We start from the raw sequence: 17,170 nt of genomic DNA, 5'->3' as shown, positions 1-17,170 counted from the left end.
GCGGGAGAAGGGAGCCAACAATGGAGAACGTGCTGCAAGGTTTGAAGTCCACGATCGTCTGGAAGCCGGGCAACCTGAGCCGGTTGGTGAGCATGCTGGGCATCGCCGGCATGGTGGCGTCGCTTGCCGCGCCCGCCATCGCGTCCGCCGCGGACGCACCCCGCCGGCCGAACATAGTCATCATCCTCGGCGATGATATGGGCTTCGCCGACATGGGCTCGTTCGGCGGCGAGATCAGGACCCCGAACATGGATTCGCTCGCCAAAGAAGGGGTTCGCTTTACCCAGTTCTACACGCATGCCAGTTGTTCGCCGACGCGCTCGATGTTGCTGAGCGGCACGGCCACGCATATCAACGGTCTGGGCAGCATGGATGAATGGACGGCCCCGAACCAGATGGACAAGCCGGGCTATGAAGGCCACTTGAACCATCGCGTGACCACGCTTCCTCAATTACTCAAGGATAGCGGCTATCACACCTATATGGTCGGCAAATGGCATCTGGGCAAGGCGCCGGATCTTATTCCCGCCGCGCGCGGTTTCGAGCGTGACTTCTCCCTGCTCGACGGCGGGGGCAGTTATTGGGATATGTGGAGTTTTACCGCCGACACGCCCAAATCCACGTACACGGAAGACGGAAAATACCTGACCAGACTTCCCGAGGACTATTACGCCACGAAGACCTACACGGACAAGCTTATCAATTTCATCGACGCCAACCGTGGCGACGGCAAACCGTTCTTTGCCTACGTGGCGCACCAGGCGCCCCACGATCCGTATCACCTGCCACGCGACTGGCGCAACCGGCACGACAGAGAATACGACAAGGGATGGGACGCCGTGCGCAACGAGCGGCTCAATCGCCAAAAGGAAATGGGCATCATGCCGCCGGATACCGAACTCTCTGAACGCATGTGGTTTCTGCCCGATCCGATCGTGCTGGCGCCGGCCGCGCAATACGTACTGGGCAAGAAAATGGAACTCTATGCCGGTATGGTGGAAAACATGGACCACCATGTGGGGCGGTTGATCGATCATTTGAAGAAAATCGGCGAATACGACAATACGATCTTTATTGTATTTGGCGATAACGGCGCGGAGGGAACCGATCTGTTCGCCATGATCGCGGGCACCCCCGGCACCAAGAACTTCCTCTGGGCATCGGTGATGTGGTCGCAAAATCATCCCAATGCCTGGGGCGATCCGCACTCGTATGTCGGTTACGGCCCGATGTGGGCCCAGGTTTCCATGACGCCCTTCAGCCAGTACAAGGGCCTCGCCGCCGAGGGCGGCATCCGCAACGCGCTGATCGTCAGCGGCCCCATTGTCCAACGTCCCCGAGGCAGCATCAACACCGCCGGCTACCTGCATGTGGCCGATATCATGCCGACCCTGCTGGAGGTGGCCGGCGCCCACTACCCCGCAACCATCAACGGCGAAAAGGCGCCTCCGCTGATTGGCAAGTCCTGGGCCGACGTTCTTGCCGGCAAGCAGGACTCGCCCCGCTCGGACAGGGATTACATGGCCTGGGAAGTGTTCGGCAACCGCGCCGTTCGCCAGGGCGACTGGAAATTGCGTTGGGAATACAAGCCCTACGGCACAGAAGAGTGGGAACTGTTCAACCTGGCCGAGGACGTGGCGGAACGCCATGACCTTGCCGCCAAGCATCCGGACAAGGTCAAGGAGTTGCTGGCGCACTGGGACGAATACGTCAGGGAATACGATGTTATCCTGCCCAATCGCGTTCTTTGGGAAGGTATGACGAAGAAATTGCCGGACCGTTACCCGGTGGAGGCTGGATACCCGCCGCTGCTCTACAAGCGCCAGTTCGTGCCGCCCAAGGAGATGATGGCAGATCCCAAACCGTGAGCGGTGGGCCATCCGGGCATTCATCAAGAGGGACGGCAGTCTCTTACAACACGAAGGGGGTCCGATGAAACCGGTATTGTGCTTGGCGTTGGTCGTGACCACGATGCTCATCATGAGCGCACTATGCCCGCCGCAGACTCTCGCCCAGGTCCCGCCGCGCTTCTATTGGAAGACGCTGTCGGATGCGGATGCGGTGCCGCTCATTGTCACATCGATGAGCGGCAACTCGAACCCGTTCGACCGCGCGCATACTGTGACGCCGGGAGGGAAAGTCGACGGATTGATGGCCCTGACGGGGTATGCGCATACCTTTTCTCTGTTCGATCGCTCGGCCATGGCCGCGATCATCCTGCCCATGGGACGGATCTCGGGCGATGTCACCGTAGCCGGCAGGACGTACAGTCAGTCAACGAACGGGTTCGGCGACCCGATGCTCGAATTCGATATCAATCTGTTCGGTCCGCGGGCGCAGAAGAACATCCCCGACATGCTGCGCTATGAGCCGGGATTGTCCATCGATCTGCTTGCCGACCTGGCGGTGCCGATCGGTGAGTACAACAGCAGCCAGCCTTTGAATCTCGGGCAGAATCGCTGGTACGGGCGCGTGGGCATGCCCGTCATCTGGCAGATCGGCCCGTGGGTGCCTGGCCGACGCACGACCGTGGAACTTCTGCCTGCCGTCTGGATCTTGGGAACGAACAACAATTATGTCGGGCAGACCTTGAAGAGCGAGCCGATGTTCCAGCTGGACGCGCACCTGACGCGCGACTTCACCGAGCGCTTCTGGGGATCGCTCGATGCGGCCTATTACAGCGGCGGCCAGGCCAGCATCAACGGCGTCCAGGGAAAGACGCTCAACAACTTCGGTGCCGGAATTACGCTCGGATATCATCTTAACGATAACCTCAACCTCACCTTCGGCTATAAGTCAACGATTAATGACAATGCTCCCGGGGACCTTCGCATGGACAGCTTCATGGTCTCACTCGTGTACGGGTGGCACAAAATCCTTGAAGGCTCGCGACGGTTGAAGGGCGAGGGGTAGGGCGGTTTTTTCAAGACCGGACAGATGTGAGGCGTTCAGATGGCGGGCTGTCGCCGAAGTCGATATTCACCTATTGACCTGATGGGAGAACGCCACTGTGGTCCAGAGACAGCGTCCGGCAACGAACACGCCGCGTGCGGTCGTCATCATACTCGGATCGGCGTTATGCGCCGGTCTCCTGCTGGGTGCCTGGTGGTACAGCTCCGGTAAGACCTCCCCGTTGGTCACCCCATCGCCAGTGTCCGGAATGACCTGCGACATGGGCGTATCTGCTGCGAAGGCCGGTCGAGGCGCCGTAGCCCCTGCCACCGTCCAACCGGTTGCGGCAACTGTCCACACAGCCCAATCTGTCAGCAACTCGCCAGGCACGAAGGTTCAGCCTCCACCCGGGCCTGCACCGGAAGGCATGGTCTGGATTCCCGGCGGGGAGTTCTGGATGGGGGCGGAGGAGTTTCCGGACGCGCAGCCGTGGCATCGGATATCCCTGGACGGATTCTGGATGGACAAGACGGAAGTCACGAATGACGAGTTCGAGAAGTTCGTGACGGCCACCAAGTATGTGACGGTCGCCGAGCGGACGCCGCGAGCGGAGGATTTTCCCGGCGCGCCGCCGGACAATCTCGTGGCCGGGTCCGTCGTCTTCTCGCCGCCCGATCATCCGGTGAAATTGAACGATTACTTCCAATGGTGGTCCTACGTCGACGGGGCAAATTGGCGACGCCCGGAAGGCCACAAGAGCACGATCAAGGACCGTGGGAACTATCCTGTGGTCCACATCGCGTATGAAGATGCGCAGGCCGAACGCTGCGAGATTTTCGCCCTCCAGATGGAGCGCTGTCGCTTCTTGCAGGTACTTGACGGTTTCATCCAGCGGCCGTCCCTGTGTGACAACCGCAATTTCAAGACATTCAGCCACGTACCCGGACTCCTCCCCGGGTCGAATCACTGCCGTGATGGTTTGCTGCAAGTAACTCATCCTACCTTCCCAGCTGCTCCAACTGAGTCTGGGAATACCCCCTTGATAGTATGAGGCAAGAGGGAGGTAGTAATAGACACGAGTTCCGCGGAAGCAGCCGTCGTTCGCCTTGACACTCGAAAAATCTGCTTGTTATAGTCCGACCGTCCCTCGCTTCACGTTGTACCCCGGTTGCTCCCTCCTGAATCCGGTGCGTGGGGTTCTCGTGCCACGTGCAGGGAAGTTTCTTTAGAAGACCATTCTTTGCCGACTCTGAACCTGATCGCGTGATTCATCACGCAGGCCTTGAGGAGAGGTGCCATGACGCTTCTACGAGTCATCATCGCGGCGGCGGCTTTCGGAGCCCTGCTTCCTAATCCATCATATGCCGGCCAATCTGCCATTGAGGTCACTCCCACGACGGCGACGCCGGGAGCGACCGTGGTGTTGAGCGGCAAGGGCCTCGGGAGTTTTAAGTCCGTCCAGTTCAATAAGGTGACCTTCGCAGGCCTGCCCGCGTTGATTCAGCGGTGGGAGTCCGACTTGGTCGAGGTCAAGGTGCCGATGAAAGCGACGACCGGGCCGGTGGAGGTGTTCGTCGGGAAGAAAAAACTGGCAGCCGGTACTTTTACGGTGGTGGCTCCGAAGATCGATGCGATCACCCCGACAGAGGCGGAGCGCGGGACGTTGCTCACCATTACCGGTCAGCACTTCGGCGCCACGGCCGGCGCGCGCGATCCGAACACCATGTTCGGGGTGAACGACGTGGTGATCGGTGGAGTGGTCGTGCGGCCCCGGCGCTGGAAAGACGACAAGATCGAAGTGGAGATTCCGACCAATGCCGTTTCCGGCGATGTGGTGGTGCGACTGGCTTCTTCCGATCCCCTGCCGGACGGGTCCTGCTGCGCGCCGGTGGAATATGTGAAGAGCAATGCGGTGTCGCTGGCGTTGGTTCCGAGTGTGCGCGTCGATCCGATGAGCGGCCCGGCCGGGACGAAAGTCGTGCTGTTCGGCCAGGGCTTCGGCGCCACGAAGGGCCCGGACGATGCGGTGTTGATCGGCGGCAGTCCGGCGACCGTGGCGCAATGGAAAGACGATGTGATCGTGGTGCACGTGCCGCTCGGGGCCGAGACGGGGCCGCTGGTGCTCAAGAATCAAGGCCGGCAGCGCGCGCTCGGCACCTTTACCGTCCATGTCCCGAAAGCCGCGTCGATCACTCCGACGAGCGCGCCGATCGGGACGTTGTTGAAGATTCACGGCGAACATTTCGGGTTCTACTCTGAAAGCGGGGCGACGCCCTACAGCTTCATGGATTTCAATAAAGGGGACAACCGCGTCGAAATCGGCGGGGTGCAGGCGGTGATCTACCGCTGGCACGACGACCGGATCGATGTCTGGGTGCCGTTCAGCGCGAAGAGCGGACCGGTGCGGATCTATCGGAGCGCCTCGAAGCCCAAGGCGGACGGGTCTTGTTGTGAGGAACGCGGTGAGGTGATGACGGAAGCCGGTGAGTTTACGCTGGTGACGCCGGTGATTGAGTCCTACGATCCGAAGTCGGCGGGCCTGGATGCGCTCGTGACGATCAAAGGTAAAGGGTTCGGGACATTCCTGAAGACGGCGGAACATACGGAGTTGGGTTTGAGCCAGAAGGCCTACAAGCGACGGCTGGATGTGGAGATCAACGAGCCGGATTCCGGCAGCACCGTGGTCTCCAATGTGTCGCGCACGGAAGTCTTGTTCAATGGCGCGGCGGCGCTGGTGCAATCCTGGACCGATACCGAGATCGTCGTGAAAGTGCCCCATCGCAACCTCTACGGCATCGGCAAACGCGGGGCGTTTTTCGACGACCTGGCGACCGGGCCGCTCGTGGTTCGGCGAGGCTCGTGGGATGTGTTGCCCGACGGCACCTGCTGTTCGCCCAAGCAGTGGCTGACGCTGGAAGCGGGGCAATTCACTATCGAGGCGAAGGGACTGCCGGACGACAGCTACTGGAAGAATAATCGGCCTGATGCCAGCACGAGCCAATAGTAGGATGCTGAAAACGTCCGCCAGCGGCGTTCTCGCATCGCTTAGAGGCTCAACGTACGGGCTTAGTACGCCTCGCCTCTTCACTCGCTGCGGCCTTGCTGAACGGACGTTTTGAGCATCCTGTGAGCTGTTCTGGCATGGCTGCAGGTACACAGTGATTGCAGCGTATTGAGAGAAATTCGATTCTCGCAGCCTACTAAAGGAACGCATGACACGGTCTCCCCACTCAACTAGAGCCGCCCTTCGGTTGGTCCTCATTCTCTCGGTGCTGGCCGCCTGTGGCTCTCTGTCGGCGCGCGCTGCCGATCCGGCTCTGGTCATCAGTCAGCAGAAGACCAATACACCCACGACCCTGATGGCGGTGCAGTTTAAGGACGCCAAGACCGGGTGGGCGGTTGGGTCAGGCGGGGCTATGTTCAGCACGGCCGATGGCGGGAAGAAGTGGAAGAAGCAGGCGAGCGGGACGACGGCGCTGCTCACCGGAGTGTTTTTCATCGATCAAAAGACCGGATGGGTGACGGGGGCCGGGGGCACGCTCCGCCGGTCGGTGAACGGCGGGGAAAGTTGGACTGGTCATCCGCTGGAAACGCAGCAGCCCCTCTACGGACTCTACTTCGCGTCTCCAACGGTGGGATGGGCGGTCGGGGGAGGGGGGACGATCCTGCACACCACCGACGGCGGGGCCCATTGGGTAGAGCAGGCCAGCGGGACGAGCGCGGCTCTCTATGCGGTTCATTTTCTCGATGACCGCCGGGGAACCGTCGTCGGCGCGTTGGGCACCGTGTTGTCCACACAGGATGGGGGAAGCACCTGGGTTCCGCAGGTGACGCAGGGGGCGGTCACGCTGTTCGATGTCTACTTTACTGATGCGTCGACGGGATGGGCGGTTGGAAATGCCGGCGCTCTGTTTCAGACGAATGACGGCGGGGCCAAGTGGATCGACCGGACATTGCCCTGCGGCAAGACCTGCACAAAGGTCATCGATCTCTTGAAGGTTCGCTTCACAAGTCCTCAAGAAGGCTGGATTGTTGGCGAGCGCGGCATGTTGTATCGGACGACTGATGCCGGCTTCACCTGGAGTGAAGGCAAGCCGGTGACGACAGCCTCTTTATTCGGGCTGACGTTCGCTGATGCCAACCACGGCTGGGCAAGCGGCGAAGGCGGAACGATCGTGCACCTCGAAGCCAGCCGCTAGGAAAGAGTTATCCCAGTTCTCCTACCCGGTGCTGCAGAATTCCCACTGTGACAATCGCAGCGGTTTCGGCTCTGAGAATTTTTTGACCAAGTGTGACCGCCAGCCAGCCGGATCGTTCTGCAAGTCCCATTTCTTCGGCTGTCCATCCACCCTCGGGACCTACCAGCGCCACGATCGAGGCATTCGCTGACGTAGGCAGCGGTACGGTACGCAAACTCTGACCGTCACGCCGTTCGGCCAGCAGGAGACGGACGGATTCAGCGGATGGGCCTGTGCAGAATTCCATCATCGGTTGCGGGTGAGCAATTGCCGGCACCCGCCATTGTTCTGATTGCTGCGCCGCTTCGAGCGCGATGCGCTGCCAGCGGGCCAGTTGTGCCTCGACGCGTTCCGGTCTGAGCTGGACGATCGTATTTCTGCTCTGGAGCGGGACGATCCGGCTCACGCCCAGTTCGGTAGCTTTCTGAATCACCCAATCCATCTTTTCGCCCTTGAGGAGGGCTTGTCCAAGAATCACGGCTGGAGCCTGCCCGGCTGGTTCATGGAAAGTGTCAAGAATCCGCCCGGTGAGGCCCTGTTTGGAACTGTGTGTGATCTCTGTGCGATAGCGCGTACCCTGGCCGTCGGCGAAGATGATTTCATCACCCGCTTCGACGCGCAGGCTGTCGCGCAGATGCGCCAACAGGTCCCGGGGCACGGTGATCGACGGCGGGGTGATGGCGTGAGCGGGGAGAAAGAAGATCGGCATGGGAGCGTAGCCGCCTGGAGACAGGGTTTGGCGAGGGAGGCTATTCGAAAAAGGTCTTCATCTTATCGAAGAATCCATCCCCGTCGGCCTCCATGACCATGCCGCTTTCCTTCGCAAATTCTGTCAGGAGCTCTTTCTGGCGCGCCGTGAGCTTGGTCGGGATCTGGACCTTGATGACATAGAGCTGATCGCCGGTCTGGTTTCCTTTGAGGCTGGGTATTCCGAGCCCCTTCAGGCGCATGATCTTATCGTGCTGGGTTCCAGGCGGAATCTTGATGACGGTATCGCCCTTGAGTGTGGGAACTTCGATCTTTCCCCCCAGCGTGGCGGTAATGAAATTGACCGGGACATCGCAGAGGATATCCACGCCTTTGCGCTGGAAAACGGGATGGGGTTTTACCGTGATCGCGACGTAGAGATCTCCCGGGGGACCGTTGTTGGCGCCATGCTCGCCTTCATTGGAAAGGCGGAGCCGCATGCCGGTCTCGATCCCGGCGGGAATATGAACGGCAATCGTCCGTTCTTTATACACCCGTTGCCGGCCCTGACAGGCGGGGCAGGGCTCTGTGACGACCTGGCCGGCGCCGTCGCACTGGCCGCAGGGGCGGCTGACACTGAAAAATCCTTGTTGGAACCGGAGTTGGCCGGCGCCTTTGCAGCTCGGGCAGGTCTTGATCGAGGCCGCGGACTTGGCGCCCGTTCCTTTGCAGTCGCCGCAGGTTTCCCAGCGGGGAATCTTCAGCTTGGCTTCTTTCCCGTAGACCGCCTCTTCAAAGCTCAGCTCGAGATTATATTGCAGGTCGTTCCCGCGTTCGGCCCGTCCTCCGCCACGCTGGCCGCCGAAGAAGTCTTCGAAGATGTCGTTGAAGACATCGCCGAATCCTCCGCCTTGCCCTCCGAACCCGCCGAAGCCCTCGAATCCCGCGCCTTGCTGCGCGCCGGCATGGCCGAACATGTCGTAGCGTTTGCGCTTTTCCTGGTCGCTGAGGGTTTCGTAAGCCTCGTTGATCTCTTTGAATTTCTCTTCGGCGGTTTTTTTCTGGTGATCGCCGGTGTGCAGGTCAGGATGGTGCTGGCGGGCCAGTTTCCGATAGGCCTTCTTCAGTTCCTCGTCGGAAACGGTCTTTTCGACGCCGAGAATATCGTAGTAGTCTCGTTTTGCCACGGATGCCTGTGCTCTCAGGAAAGTACAGAAAGACCGAGTTCCCTTGTGTTAGGAAACTCGGTCAGCCTGATGGATATTCTAAACTACTTCTTCTCTTTATCTACTTCTTCGAACTCTGCATCCACGACTTTTTCGTCTGTCTTCGTCTCACCGCCGGCATGGGCATTTGTGGCATCAGCTCCGGCCCCCGGGGTCGCACTGGCCGCCGCCTTCTTATACATCTCTTCGGCCAGCTTGTGCGAGGCGGTCATCAGGGTTTGGGTGGCCGATTCAATCGCGTCGGCATCGGTGCCCTCAAGGGCCTTCTTTACCGCCGCCACCGCGTCCTGAATCTTTGTCTTTTCGTCCGGATCGACCTTGTCGCCATACTCAGTCAGATTTTTCTCGGTCTGGTACACCAAGTTATCCGCCTGGTTCTTGGCTTCGGCCAGCTTGCGCCGCTTCTTGTCCTCTTCCGTGTGCGACTGGGCGTCCCGGACCAGTTTTTCGACTTCTTCCTTGCTGAGACCGCTGGAGGCGGTGATCTTGATCGACTGCTCTTTCTGCGTCGCCAGATCCTTGGCCGAGACATGCACGATGCCGTTGGCGTCGATATCGAACGTCACTTCGACCTGGGGCATCCCGCGCGGTGCCGGAGGAATGCCGACGAGATCGAACTGGCCGAGGAGCTTGTTGTCGTTGGCCATTTCCCGTTCGCCCTGGAAGACCCGGATCGTCACGGCGGTCTGGTTATCGGCCGCTGTGGAGAACACCTGGCTCTTCTTGGTCGGGACGGTCGTGTTGCGCTCGATCAGCTTCGTGAAGACGCCGCCGAGGGTTTCGATACCCAGCGAGAGCGGGGTAACGTCCAGCAGGAGCACGTCCTTCACTTCACCCTTGAGCACGCCGCCCTGAATGCCTGCGCCGATGGCGACGACTTCGTCCGGGTTCACGCCCCGATGCGGTTCCTTCCCGAAGAACTCCTTCACAACCTGGATCACCTTCGGCATACGGGTCATGCCGCCGACGAGCACGACCTCCTGGATGTCTTTGGCGGTGACGCCGGCATCGGCCAAGGCCTTCCGGCAGGGCTCGATGGTGCGTTGGATCAAGTCGTCCACCAATTGTTCCAGCTTCGCCCTGGTCAGCTTGGTGACCAGGTGTTTCGGGCCGCTGGCATCGGCCGTGATGAACGGCAGATTGATTTCAGTTTCCTGCGAGGAGGACAGTTCGATCTTGGCGCGTTCCGCCGCTTCCTTGAGCCGCTGCAAGGCCATCCGGTCTTTCTTGAGGTCGATGCCCTGATCTTTCTTGAATTCATCGACGAGCCAGTCCATCACGCGGAGATCGAAGTCGTCGCCGCCGAGATAGGTATCGCCGTTGGTCGATTTCACTTCGAAGACGCCTTCGCCGATTTCGAGAATGGAAACGTCGAAGGTACCGCCGCCAAGGTCATACACGACGATCCGCTCGTCTTTTTTCTTGTCGAGTCCATAGGCCAGTGAGGCCGCCGTGGGCTCGTTGATGATGCGCAGGACGTTCAGTCCCGCGATCTGGCCCGCATCTTTCGTCGCCTGGCGCTGGCTGTCGTCGAAATAGGCCGGGACGGTAATGACCGCTTCCGTGACCTTTTCGCCCAGATAATCTTCCGCGGTCTGCCGCATCTTCTGCAAGATCATGGCGGAGACTTCCGGCGGACTGTAGCTCTTCCCGCGGATCTGGACGTGTGCATCGCCGTTGTCGGCTTCCACGACCTTGTATGGGAGGCGCTTCATGGCTTCCTGCACTTGCGGGCTTTTGAACTTGCGGCCCATGAGACGCTTGACTGAGAAAATCGTATTTTCAGGGTTGGTGATGGCCTGACGCTTCGCGATCTGGCCGACGAGGCGCTCCGCTTTCTCCGTGATGCCGACGATGGAAGGGGTGGTGCGGCTGCCTTCCGCGTTGGCGATGACCACAGGATCGCCGCCGCTCATAATGGCGACGCATGAATTGGTGGTTCCAAGATCGATGCCGATGACTTTACCCATGGATAGACTCCTTCCTTCCCGATATCAGCGACTGACTGAGATCAATCTGTTAGTTCGTGGCGGAACTCTGTTCGTCCGTATTCGCCGGACCTGACGACACGCTGACCATGGCGGCACGCAGAATTCTGTCGTGCAGGCGATAGCCTTTCTGGAACTCGTCCACCACGTGATCGGGGGGGACGCTGTCGGACGGGACATGCGAAACCGCTTGATGCGTATTCGGATCGAAGGCTTGCCCGACGGTCTCGACGGCTTGCACGCCAAACTTCGTGAGAGCGCCGGCCAATTGCTTCAGGGTGAGATCCACGCCCTGGACCAATGCGGCACTCCCGCCACTGTCGCGGGCGGCTTTGATCGCCCGTTCCATGTTGTCGACCACCGGCAACAGTTCCTTCAGCAGCTGTTCGTTGCCGAATTTGATCTGCTCCCGCTGATCGCGCTGCGCCAGCCGCTTATAGTTTTCAAACTCGGCGGCCAGCCGGAGATACTTTTCATTGAGCGCCTGACATTCTTCTATTTTGGCAGCCAGGGAATCCTGCGTTGCAGTGCCTGATTCACCTGACGTTGAAGAACCTTTGTCTAAGTCCTCGATTGTATTAGTGTTGTCTTGTTCTTGGCTCATCATTACTCCTCTACAGCCCTGGAGATATCCATAGAGGGATGGAAGTCAACGGGGGCAAAACAAATTTCTGAGAAAAATGAGAGGGATAAGAATTGGCTGGTCAGGTCCAGGTAGTCGGAATGTTTCCGTGGGCCCGCCGGTACAAGAGTTCAAGCCCTTCAAGGGTCAAGAGGGGTTCGATTTTCTGGATCGACGTCGTCTCCGGAGCGATCACAGAAGCGAGACCGCCTGTGGCGATGACGTAGGATGGTCGGCCCAGTTCCTGCTCCATCCGCCGGACGAGTGCATCGACCAATCCGGCATAACCGAAGAGGAGTCCGGATTGAATGCTGCCGGCAGTATCGGTCCCGATGACGGTTTTGGGTCTGGCGAGTTCGACTTTGCTCAATTTGGCGGCGCGCGCAAAGAGGGCTTCGGCTGAGATGCCCAGGCCCGGGGCAATCACTCCACCGAGATAGGCCCCGTCCTTTGTGACGGCGCAAAAGGTCGTGGCTGTGCCGAAATCGACAATGATCAGGTCGCGGCGATATTTGTGAAAGGCCGCGGCGGCGTTCACGATGCGGTCGCTGCCGATTTCTTTTGGATTCGTGTATTTGAGCGTGAGGCCCATATCCATGTCGGCTGAGACGACCAGCGGCGTGCGGTGGAAATAGGTCTCGACCATGGTCTCGAAGGTGCCGGTCAGCGCAGGCACGACACTGGAAATGATGGCGCCGGTGATCTGTTCGGGGACCCGTCCGCTTCGTGTCAGCAGGTTCAGGCAGAGGACTCCGTACTCATCCGCCGTGGTCTTGGGGTCCGTCGCCAGCCGCCAATGGGCCAGGAGGCTTGAGCCTTCAAAAATCCCCAAGACGACGTTGGTATTGCCGATGTCGATGGTCAGTAACATGAGGCTTATTGTACCCGGCAGGCTACCGTTTCGCTACTCACCGGAGATGAATCACGTCGGCGGCCCGCACCTCGATGAGCGGGGAGGGCGACGATGAATCAGGTGAGGCCGGCACGGGGCGCACTTGCAGCGCGCCATCGGATCCGATCGCTTCCACGGTGCCAAGCAGTTCCTGTCCGGCTCCCAAAATGGCGCGCACATGCCTGCCCAGAGTTCCACAGCGAGTCTGGTAGGCCTGTCGTAATCGAGTCGGACCATGGGATCGCAGTTCGTCGAGGCTCTGCTCGAGTTCAAGCAACAGTTGCGCAAGGAGCCGGTTCCGGTCTATGGGCCGGTGCGTTGCTTCACAGAGTGATGTGGCGATCGGGCGCAACTCTTCGGGGAAGGATTCACGAGGCACGTTCACATTGAGACCGATTCCTATCACGACAATCGGATCATTGGCCGCTGATAGTGAGCTTTCGCAGAGAATACCGCCCACTTTTGATTCGTTTAGCAGGAGGTCGTTCGGCCATTTGAGCGCGAGGGAGAGGCCCGCGACTGCTTGCACGGTTTCGGCTATCGCAAGGGCGGCGGTGAGGGGCACCCAGGAGAGCCATTCTGAAAGTGAAAGCCCAGGTCCTGCCTCTCTCACGATGATTGAACAATAGAGATTCACAGCGGGAGGGGAAAACCAGACGCGGGCATGACGGCCCCGCCCGGCGGTTTGGCTCTCTGTCACCACGACGGTTCCGTGCGCGGCGCCTGCTTGGGCCAGCGACATGGCCTCAGAGTTTGTTGATGCCAGTTCCCGGTACAGATGGATCTGTTGTCCGAGAGCCCTTGTGGCGAGGGTGCTGCGAATGTTTTCAACTGTGAGCGGGGCAGAGGGTGACACGGATCAGGCCCGCCGCCTGCGCGCAGGAGGCAATGGGGTCAGCACGAGACTCAGGTCGGCGGCCGGCGCCGAATGGGTCAAGGCTCCGATCGAAATGCGATCGGGGCCGGCTGCCGCCATCGCGCGGATATTCTGTAGGGTGATCCCGCCGGAGACTTCGACGAGGGCGCGATGGCCGATGAGCTTGACCGCCTGCCGGACCATGGCCGGGGTCATATTGTCCAGGAGGATCACGTCGGCGTTGCCCGCGAGGGCGTGCCGGACCTCCGCCAGGGTTTCGACCTCGACGATGAGCGACATCGCCTGCGGGGCTTTGCGATGCGCCAGCTGGCAGGCTCTGCGGACTGAGGTCTTGCCGCCTTGCAATAGGGCGAGATGGTTGTCTTTGATCAGTACGCCGTCACCGAGCGAGTACCGGTGATTGGTTCCTCCGCCGAGCGCCACGGCCCATTTCTGCAACGATCGCCAGCCGGGGAGCGTCTTTCTGGTATCCAGAATGATGACCGGATAGTCTTTGACAGCCTGGCAGAATCTGTGCGTCAGGGTGGCGATGCCGGACAGGTGTTGCAGAAAGTTCAGCGCGACCCGCTCGGCTTGGAGGATGGACCGGCCATCGCCTTCGATGGTGAGAATGACCTCTCCATCCTCCGCCGGTTCGCCGTCGTGCCGGAGGACCGTCAGCGTGAGAGCGGGATCGACCGCCAGAAAGGTTTGCACGGCCGCCGAAAGACCGGCGACGATCAGCGAGTGCTGCGCCACGATGGAGGCATGGGCCGGGACCCGTTTGGAGAAGAGCGCGGAGGTGGTGACATCGCCATCGCCGAGATCTTCGTGCAACCCGATTCGGACGGCTCGCCGGATTTCGGCGGCAGGGAGGGGCATCATCGATCAGGCTCCCAGCATGGCGCGCAATTGTTGCTCGCTGTTGGCCAGCATCGCCCGGTCGCGGGAGAGGCTGCGCACCCGTTCTTGATGTTCGGCAATGACCTCGGGCGGAGCCTTGGAGACAAAATCGGCGCTCTTCAATTTTCCCTCAACCCGCTGCGACTCTTTGTCGGCTTCGGCAATCTGTTTGAGCAGGCGGTCCAGCGCTTTCTTGAGATCGACATCCCCTTCGACCGCAATGCCCACCGTGAGCCCTTCCGTCACCAGACGCAGCACGTTGGTCGTCGGCCAATGAGAGAGAGGTGCCGGACTCAGGGTGCCTTTTCCGAGGTGAGCCAGATCCCCTCTCAGCGTATCGAGGGGCCGGGATTTACCCTCATCGTCGTGCGCCACAAAAAACCCGATCTGCTTGCCGGGAGGATAATTCAGCAGCACGCGCCCGGTTCTCAACAGCCCGATGCTCTGTTCGAGGAGGCGGAAGGCGTCTTCGGCTGCTCCGTCATGCCAATCTTCCCGGGCGGCGGGGTAGGGCCGGAGGACGATGGTCTCTCCCTCATGTGGCAGGGTCTGCCAGATTTCTTCGGACAGGAACGGCATAAAGGGATGCAACAGGCGCAGCCACACTTCCAACGTTTCTGAAAGCGTGTGTCTAGTGGATGGTCCCTGGGGATGGGCCGGGTCCTGTAAGACCGGCTTGATGAGTTCCAGATACCAGTCACAGTACTCGTGCCAGAAGAACTGATAGAGGGCGTTGGCGGCCCGATCGAATCGGTAGGCTTCCAACTCGGCGCCCACCACTCGGATGGTGTCGTTCAAACGGCTCATGATCCAGCGGTCGGGGAAAGATCGCTCGGACGGGCGGCGCGCTTCTTTCGTGCCGTCAAGGTACATGTGGGCGAAGCGGGCGGCGTTCCAGATCTTGTTGGCGAAGTTACGATAGCCTTCGATCCGTTCTTCGGCCAGCTTGATGTCCCGTCCCGGCGAGGCCATCGAGGCGAGCGTGAAGCGCAGCGCGTCGGTGCCGAACTGTTCCATGACGTGCAACGGATCGATGACGTTGCCTTTGGACTTGCTCATCTTCTGCCCTTCCGCGTCGCGGACCAGGGCGTGGATGTAAACCTCGCGGAAGGGCACGTCGCCCATGAATTTCAGGCCGAGCATGATCATGCGCGCGACCCAGAAAAAGAGAATGTCCAGGCCGGTCACGAGCGTCGCGGTCGGATAATAGGTCTTGAGGTCGGCAGTCTGTTCCGGCCAGCCGAGCGTGGAGAAGGGCCAGAGGCCTGAAGAGAACCAGGTATCCAGAACGTCGGGATCGCGCAGGAAATCCTCGCCACCACAGTCCGGACACTTGGTGGGAGCCGACTTGGCGACGATCGGTTTGGCTTCTTGTGTGACCGTAAAATTCCACTTTGATATTTCGTGTAGTGTCCCGTGTTCTTCCGTTGCACCTGCTGAATGTCCGGTTTTCAGGATATGTTCGCGGTTACAGTTTGTGCAGTACCAGGCGGGAATCTGGTGGCCCCACCAGATCTGGCGTGAGATGCACCAGTCTTTGATGTCCCGCATCCAGCCGAGATAGTTGTTGGTCCAGCCTTCCGGAATGATGCGGATGCGGCCCTCTTCAACGGCCTTGATCGCCGGTTCCGCCAGCGGCTTGATGTTGACGAACCATTGCGGGGACAGATAGGGCTCGACCACGGTCTTGCAGCGGTAGCATTTACCAATGGCCATTTTATGGTCTTCGGTCTTCACCAGGTAGCCACGCTCGGTTAGAGCTTCGACTACGATGGTTCTGGCTTTTTGAACTGGTTTGAGCGCGAGGTTCAGAGAGGCATCTGCTTGTGCTTCGTGTAGACCAAACCCATCCATCTCTGCGCGCGCTGTAAGAATGGAAATTCTGGGCAGTTTGTGCCGCTCGCCTGCTTCGTAGTCATTGAAGTCGTGTGCCGGGGTAATTTTCACGGCCCCGGTCCCGAATTCCCGGTCCACGAGGATGGCGTCGCCGACGATGGGAATCGTCCGGCCCGTGAGCGGCAGGCGAACCTGTTTGCCGATGAGGCGGTTGTAGCGCTCGTCCTCCGGATGGACAGCAACCGCCGTGTCGCCGAGCAGGGTTTCCGGCCGTGTGGTGGCGACAGTTAGTCGAACATTGGGATCGTCAGCGAGGGGGTATTCGATCGAATAGAGCTTGCCCTTGATGTCTTCGTGCTCAACCTCGATGTCGGAGAGGGCGGTCAGGCAGCGCGGGCACCAGTTGATGAGCCGTTCGCCTCGATAGATCAGGCCATCCTCATACAGCCTGACGAAGACTTCCAGGACGGCTTTCGAGAGGCCTTCGTCCATCGTGAATCGTTCGCGGCTCCAATCGCAGGAGGCGCCGAGCCGTTTCAACTGTTGGATGATGGTTCCGCCGGATTGGGCTTTCCACTTCCAGACCCGTTCAAGAAAGGCCTCGCGTCCCAGGGATTCGCGCGACGCGCCTTCCTGCATGAGCTGCTTTTCAACGACGTTTTGCGTGGCGATGCCGGCATGATCGGTGCCCGGCATCCAGAGCACGTTGCGGCCTTGCATGCGCCGCCAGCGGATCAGAATATCTTGCAGGGAATTATTGAGGGCATGGCCGACGTGCAGCGATCCCGTCACGTTCGGGGGCGGGATCACGATGCAATAGGGTGCGCCGGGTTTGTCGGGCGCGGCCTGAAAATAGCCGCGCCGGATCCATTCCTGGTACCAGCGGTCTTCGACGGCTTTCGGCTCGTAGGTCTTGTCCAGTTGGGAAGCCATGTGATTCCTTCGTCCAAAAAAGAGCGCGCATCTTAACATGTCTGCCGGCGGCGGGAAACCGCTTCACTCGGCTTGTGGCGACGCATGGCTTGTGCTA

The 17,170-nt window shown here is 60.0% G+C and carries 14 protein-coding genes; 5 read left to right on the top strand and 9 right to left on the bottom strand.

Annotated features, from left to right (window positions below; genetic code table 11):
• The first annotated feature begins 20 nt into the window (after positions 1-20).
• Positions 21-1,868, top strand: coding sequence for an arylsulfatase (locus ACO9S2_RS12255; RefSeq protein ID WP_423722610.1), 1,848 nt, complete (start codon positions 21-23; stop codon positions 1,866-1,868).
• A 64-nt stretch (positions 1,869-1,932) separates the two neighbouring features.
• On the top strand, positions 1,933-2,913 hold the full coding sequence (locus tag ACO9S2_RS12250) for a transporter (protein ID WP_423722609.1): 981 nt from the start codon (positions 1,933-1,935) through the stop codon (positions 2,911-2,913).
• A 66-nt stretch (positions 2,914-2,979) separates the two neighbouring features.
• On the opposite strand, the gene ACO9S2_RS12245 is transcribed toward ACO9S2_RS12250, so the two are convergent.
• On the bottom strand, positions 2,980-3,174 hold the full coding sequence (locus ACO9S2_RS12245) for a hypothetical protein (protein WP_423722607.1): 195 nt from the start codon (positions 3,172-3,174) through the stop codon (positions 2,980-2,982).
• On the opposite strand from ACO9S2_RS12245, the gene ACO9S2_RS12240 reads away from it, so the two are divergent.
• From ACO9S2_RS12240 to ACO9S2_RS12230, 3 genes are all read left to right on the top strand, one after another.
• Positions 3,173-3,943, top strand: coding sequence for an SUMF1/EgtB/PvdO family nonheme iron enzyme (locus ACO9S2_RS12240; RefSeq protein WP_423722606.1), 771 nt, complete (start codon positions 3,173-3,175; stop codon positions 3,941-3,943). The two genes, ACO9S2_RS12245 and ACO9S2_RS12240, sit on opposite strands and share 2 nt — an antisense overlap.
• A gap of 246 nt (positions 3,944-4,189) precedes the next feature.
• Positions 4,190-5,896, top strand: a complete 1,707-nt coding sequence (locus ACO9S2_RS12235; RefSeq protein WP_423722604.1) for an IPT/TIG domain-containing protein — start codon at positions 4,190-4,192, stop codon at positions 5,894-5,896.
• A gap of 208 nt (positions 5,897-6,104) precedes the next feature.
• Positions 6,105-7,091 carry a WD40/YVTN/BNR-like repeat-containing protein gene (locus tag ACO9S2_RS12230; RefSeq protein ID WP_423722602.1) on the top strand — a complete coding sequence of 329 codons (987 nt, stop codon included), beginning with the start codon at positions 6,105-6,107 and terminating at the stop codon, positions 7,089-7,091.
• 7 nt (positions 7,092-7,098) lie between these two features.
• Here ACO9S2_RS12230 and ACO9S2_RS12225 read toward each other — a convergent pair whose 3' ends face one another.
• From ACO9S2_RS12225 to ACO9S2_RS12190, 8 genes are all read right to left on the bottom strand, one after another.
• Positions 7,099-7,839 (bottom strand): 16S rRNA (uracil(1498)-N(3))-methyltransferase, encoded by a 741-nt coding sequence (locus ACO9S2_RS12225; protein WP_423722600.1) that lies wholly within the window; start codon positions 7,837-7,839, stop codon positions 7,099-7,101.
• 40 nt (positions 7,840-7,879) lie between these two features.
• Positions 7,880-9,004 carry a molecular chaperone DnaJ gene (gene dnaJ, locus ACO9S2_RS12220; protein ID WP_423722599.1) on the bottom strand — a complete coding sequence of 375 codons (1,125 nt, stop codon included), beginning with the start codon at positions 9,002-9,004 and terminating at the stop codon, positions 7,880-7,882.
• Positions 9,005-9,087: 83 nt separating this feature from the next.
• Positions 9,088-11,013, bottom strand: coding sequence for a molecular chaperone DnaK (gene dnaK / locus ACO9S2_RS12215; protein WP_423722597.1), 1,926 nt, complete (start codon positions 11,011-11,013; stop codon positions 9,088-9,090).
• 49 nt (positions 11,014-11,062) lie between these two features.
• Positions 11,063-11,635 (bottom strand): nucleotide exchange factor GrpE, encoded by a 573-nt coding sequence (grpE, locus tag ACO9S2_RS12210; RefSeq protein ID WP_423722595.1) that lies wholly within the window; start codon positions 11,633-11,635, stop codon positions 11,063-11,065.
• A gap of 100 nt (positions 11,636-11,735) precedes the next feature.
• Positions 11,736-12,524, bottom strand: coding sequence for a type III pantothenate kinase (locus tag ACO9S2_RS12205; RefSeq protein ID WP_423722592.1), 789 nt, complete (start codon positions 12,522-12,524; stop codon positions 11,736-11,738).
• A 37-nt stretch (positions 12,525-12,561) separates the two neighbouring features.
• Entirely contained in the window at positions 12,562-13,401 is an 840-nt protein-coding gene (locus tag ACO9S2_RS12200) for a biotin--[acetyl-CoA-carboxylase] ligase (protein WP_423722590.1), read from the bottom strand.
• Between the two features lie 3 nt (positions 13,402-13,404).
• Complete coding sequence (nadC, locus tag ACO9S2_RS12195) at positions 13,405-14,286, bottom strand: carboxylating nicotinate-nucleotide diphosphorylase (protein ID WP_423722588.1); 882 nt, start codon at positions 14,284-14,286, stop codon at positions 13,405-13,407.
• Positions 14,287-14,289: 3 nt separating this feature from the next.
• Positions 14,290-17,073: a valine--tRNA ligase gene (locus ACO9S2_RS12190; protein WP_423722587.1), complete on the bottom strand. Its 2,784-nt coding sequence runs from the start codon at positions 17,071-17,073 to the stop codon at positions 14,290-14,292.
• Positions 17,074-17,170 lie beyond the last annotated feature (97 nt).

Origin of the sequence: Nitrospira sp. NS4 (genome assembly GCF_049546785.1) — a bacterium.
In the GTDB taxonomy this organism is placed as follows: Bacteria; Nitrospirota; Nitrospiria; order Nitrospirales; family Nitrospiraceae; genus Nitrospira_D.
The sequence above is the reverse complement of the archived record's forward strand: the minus strand, read 5'-3'. Positions and strand labels throughout refer to the sequence as shown.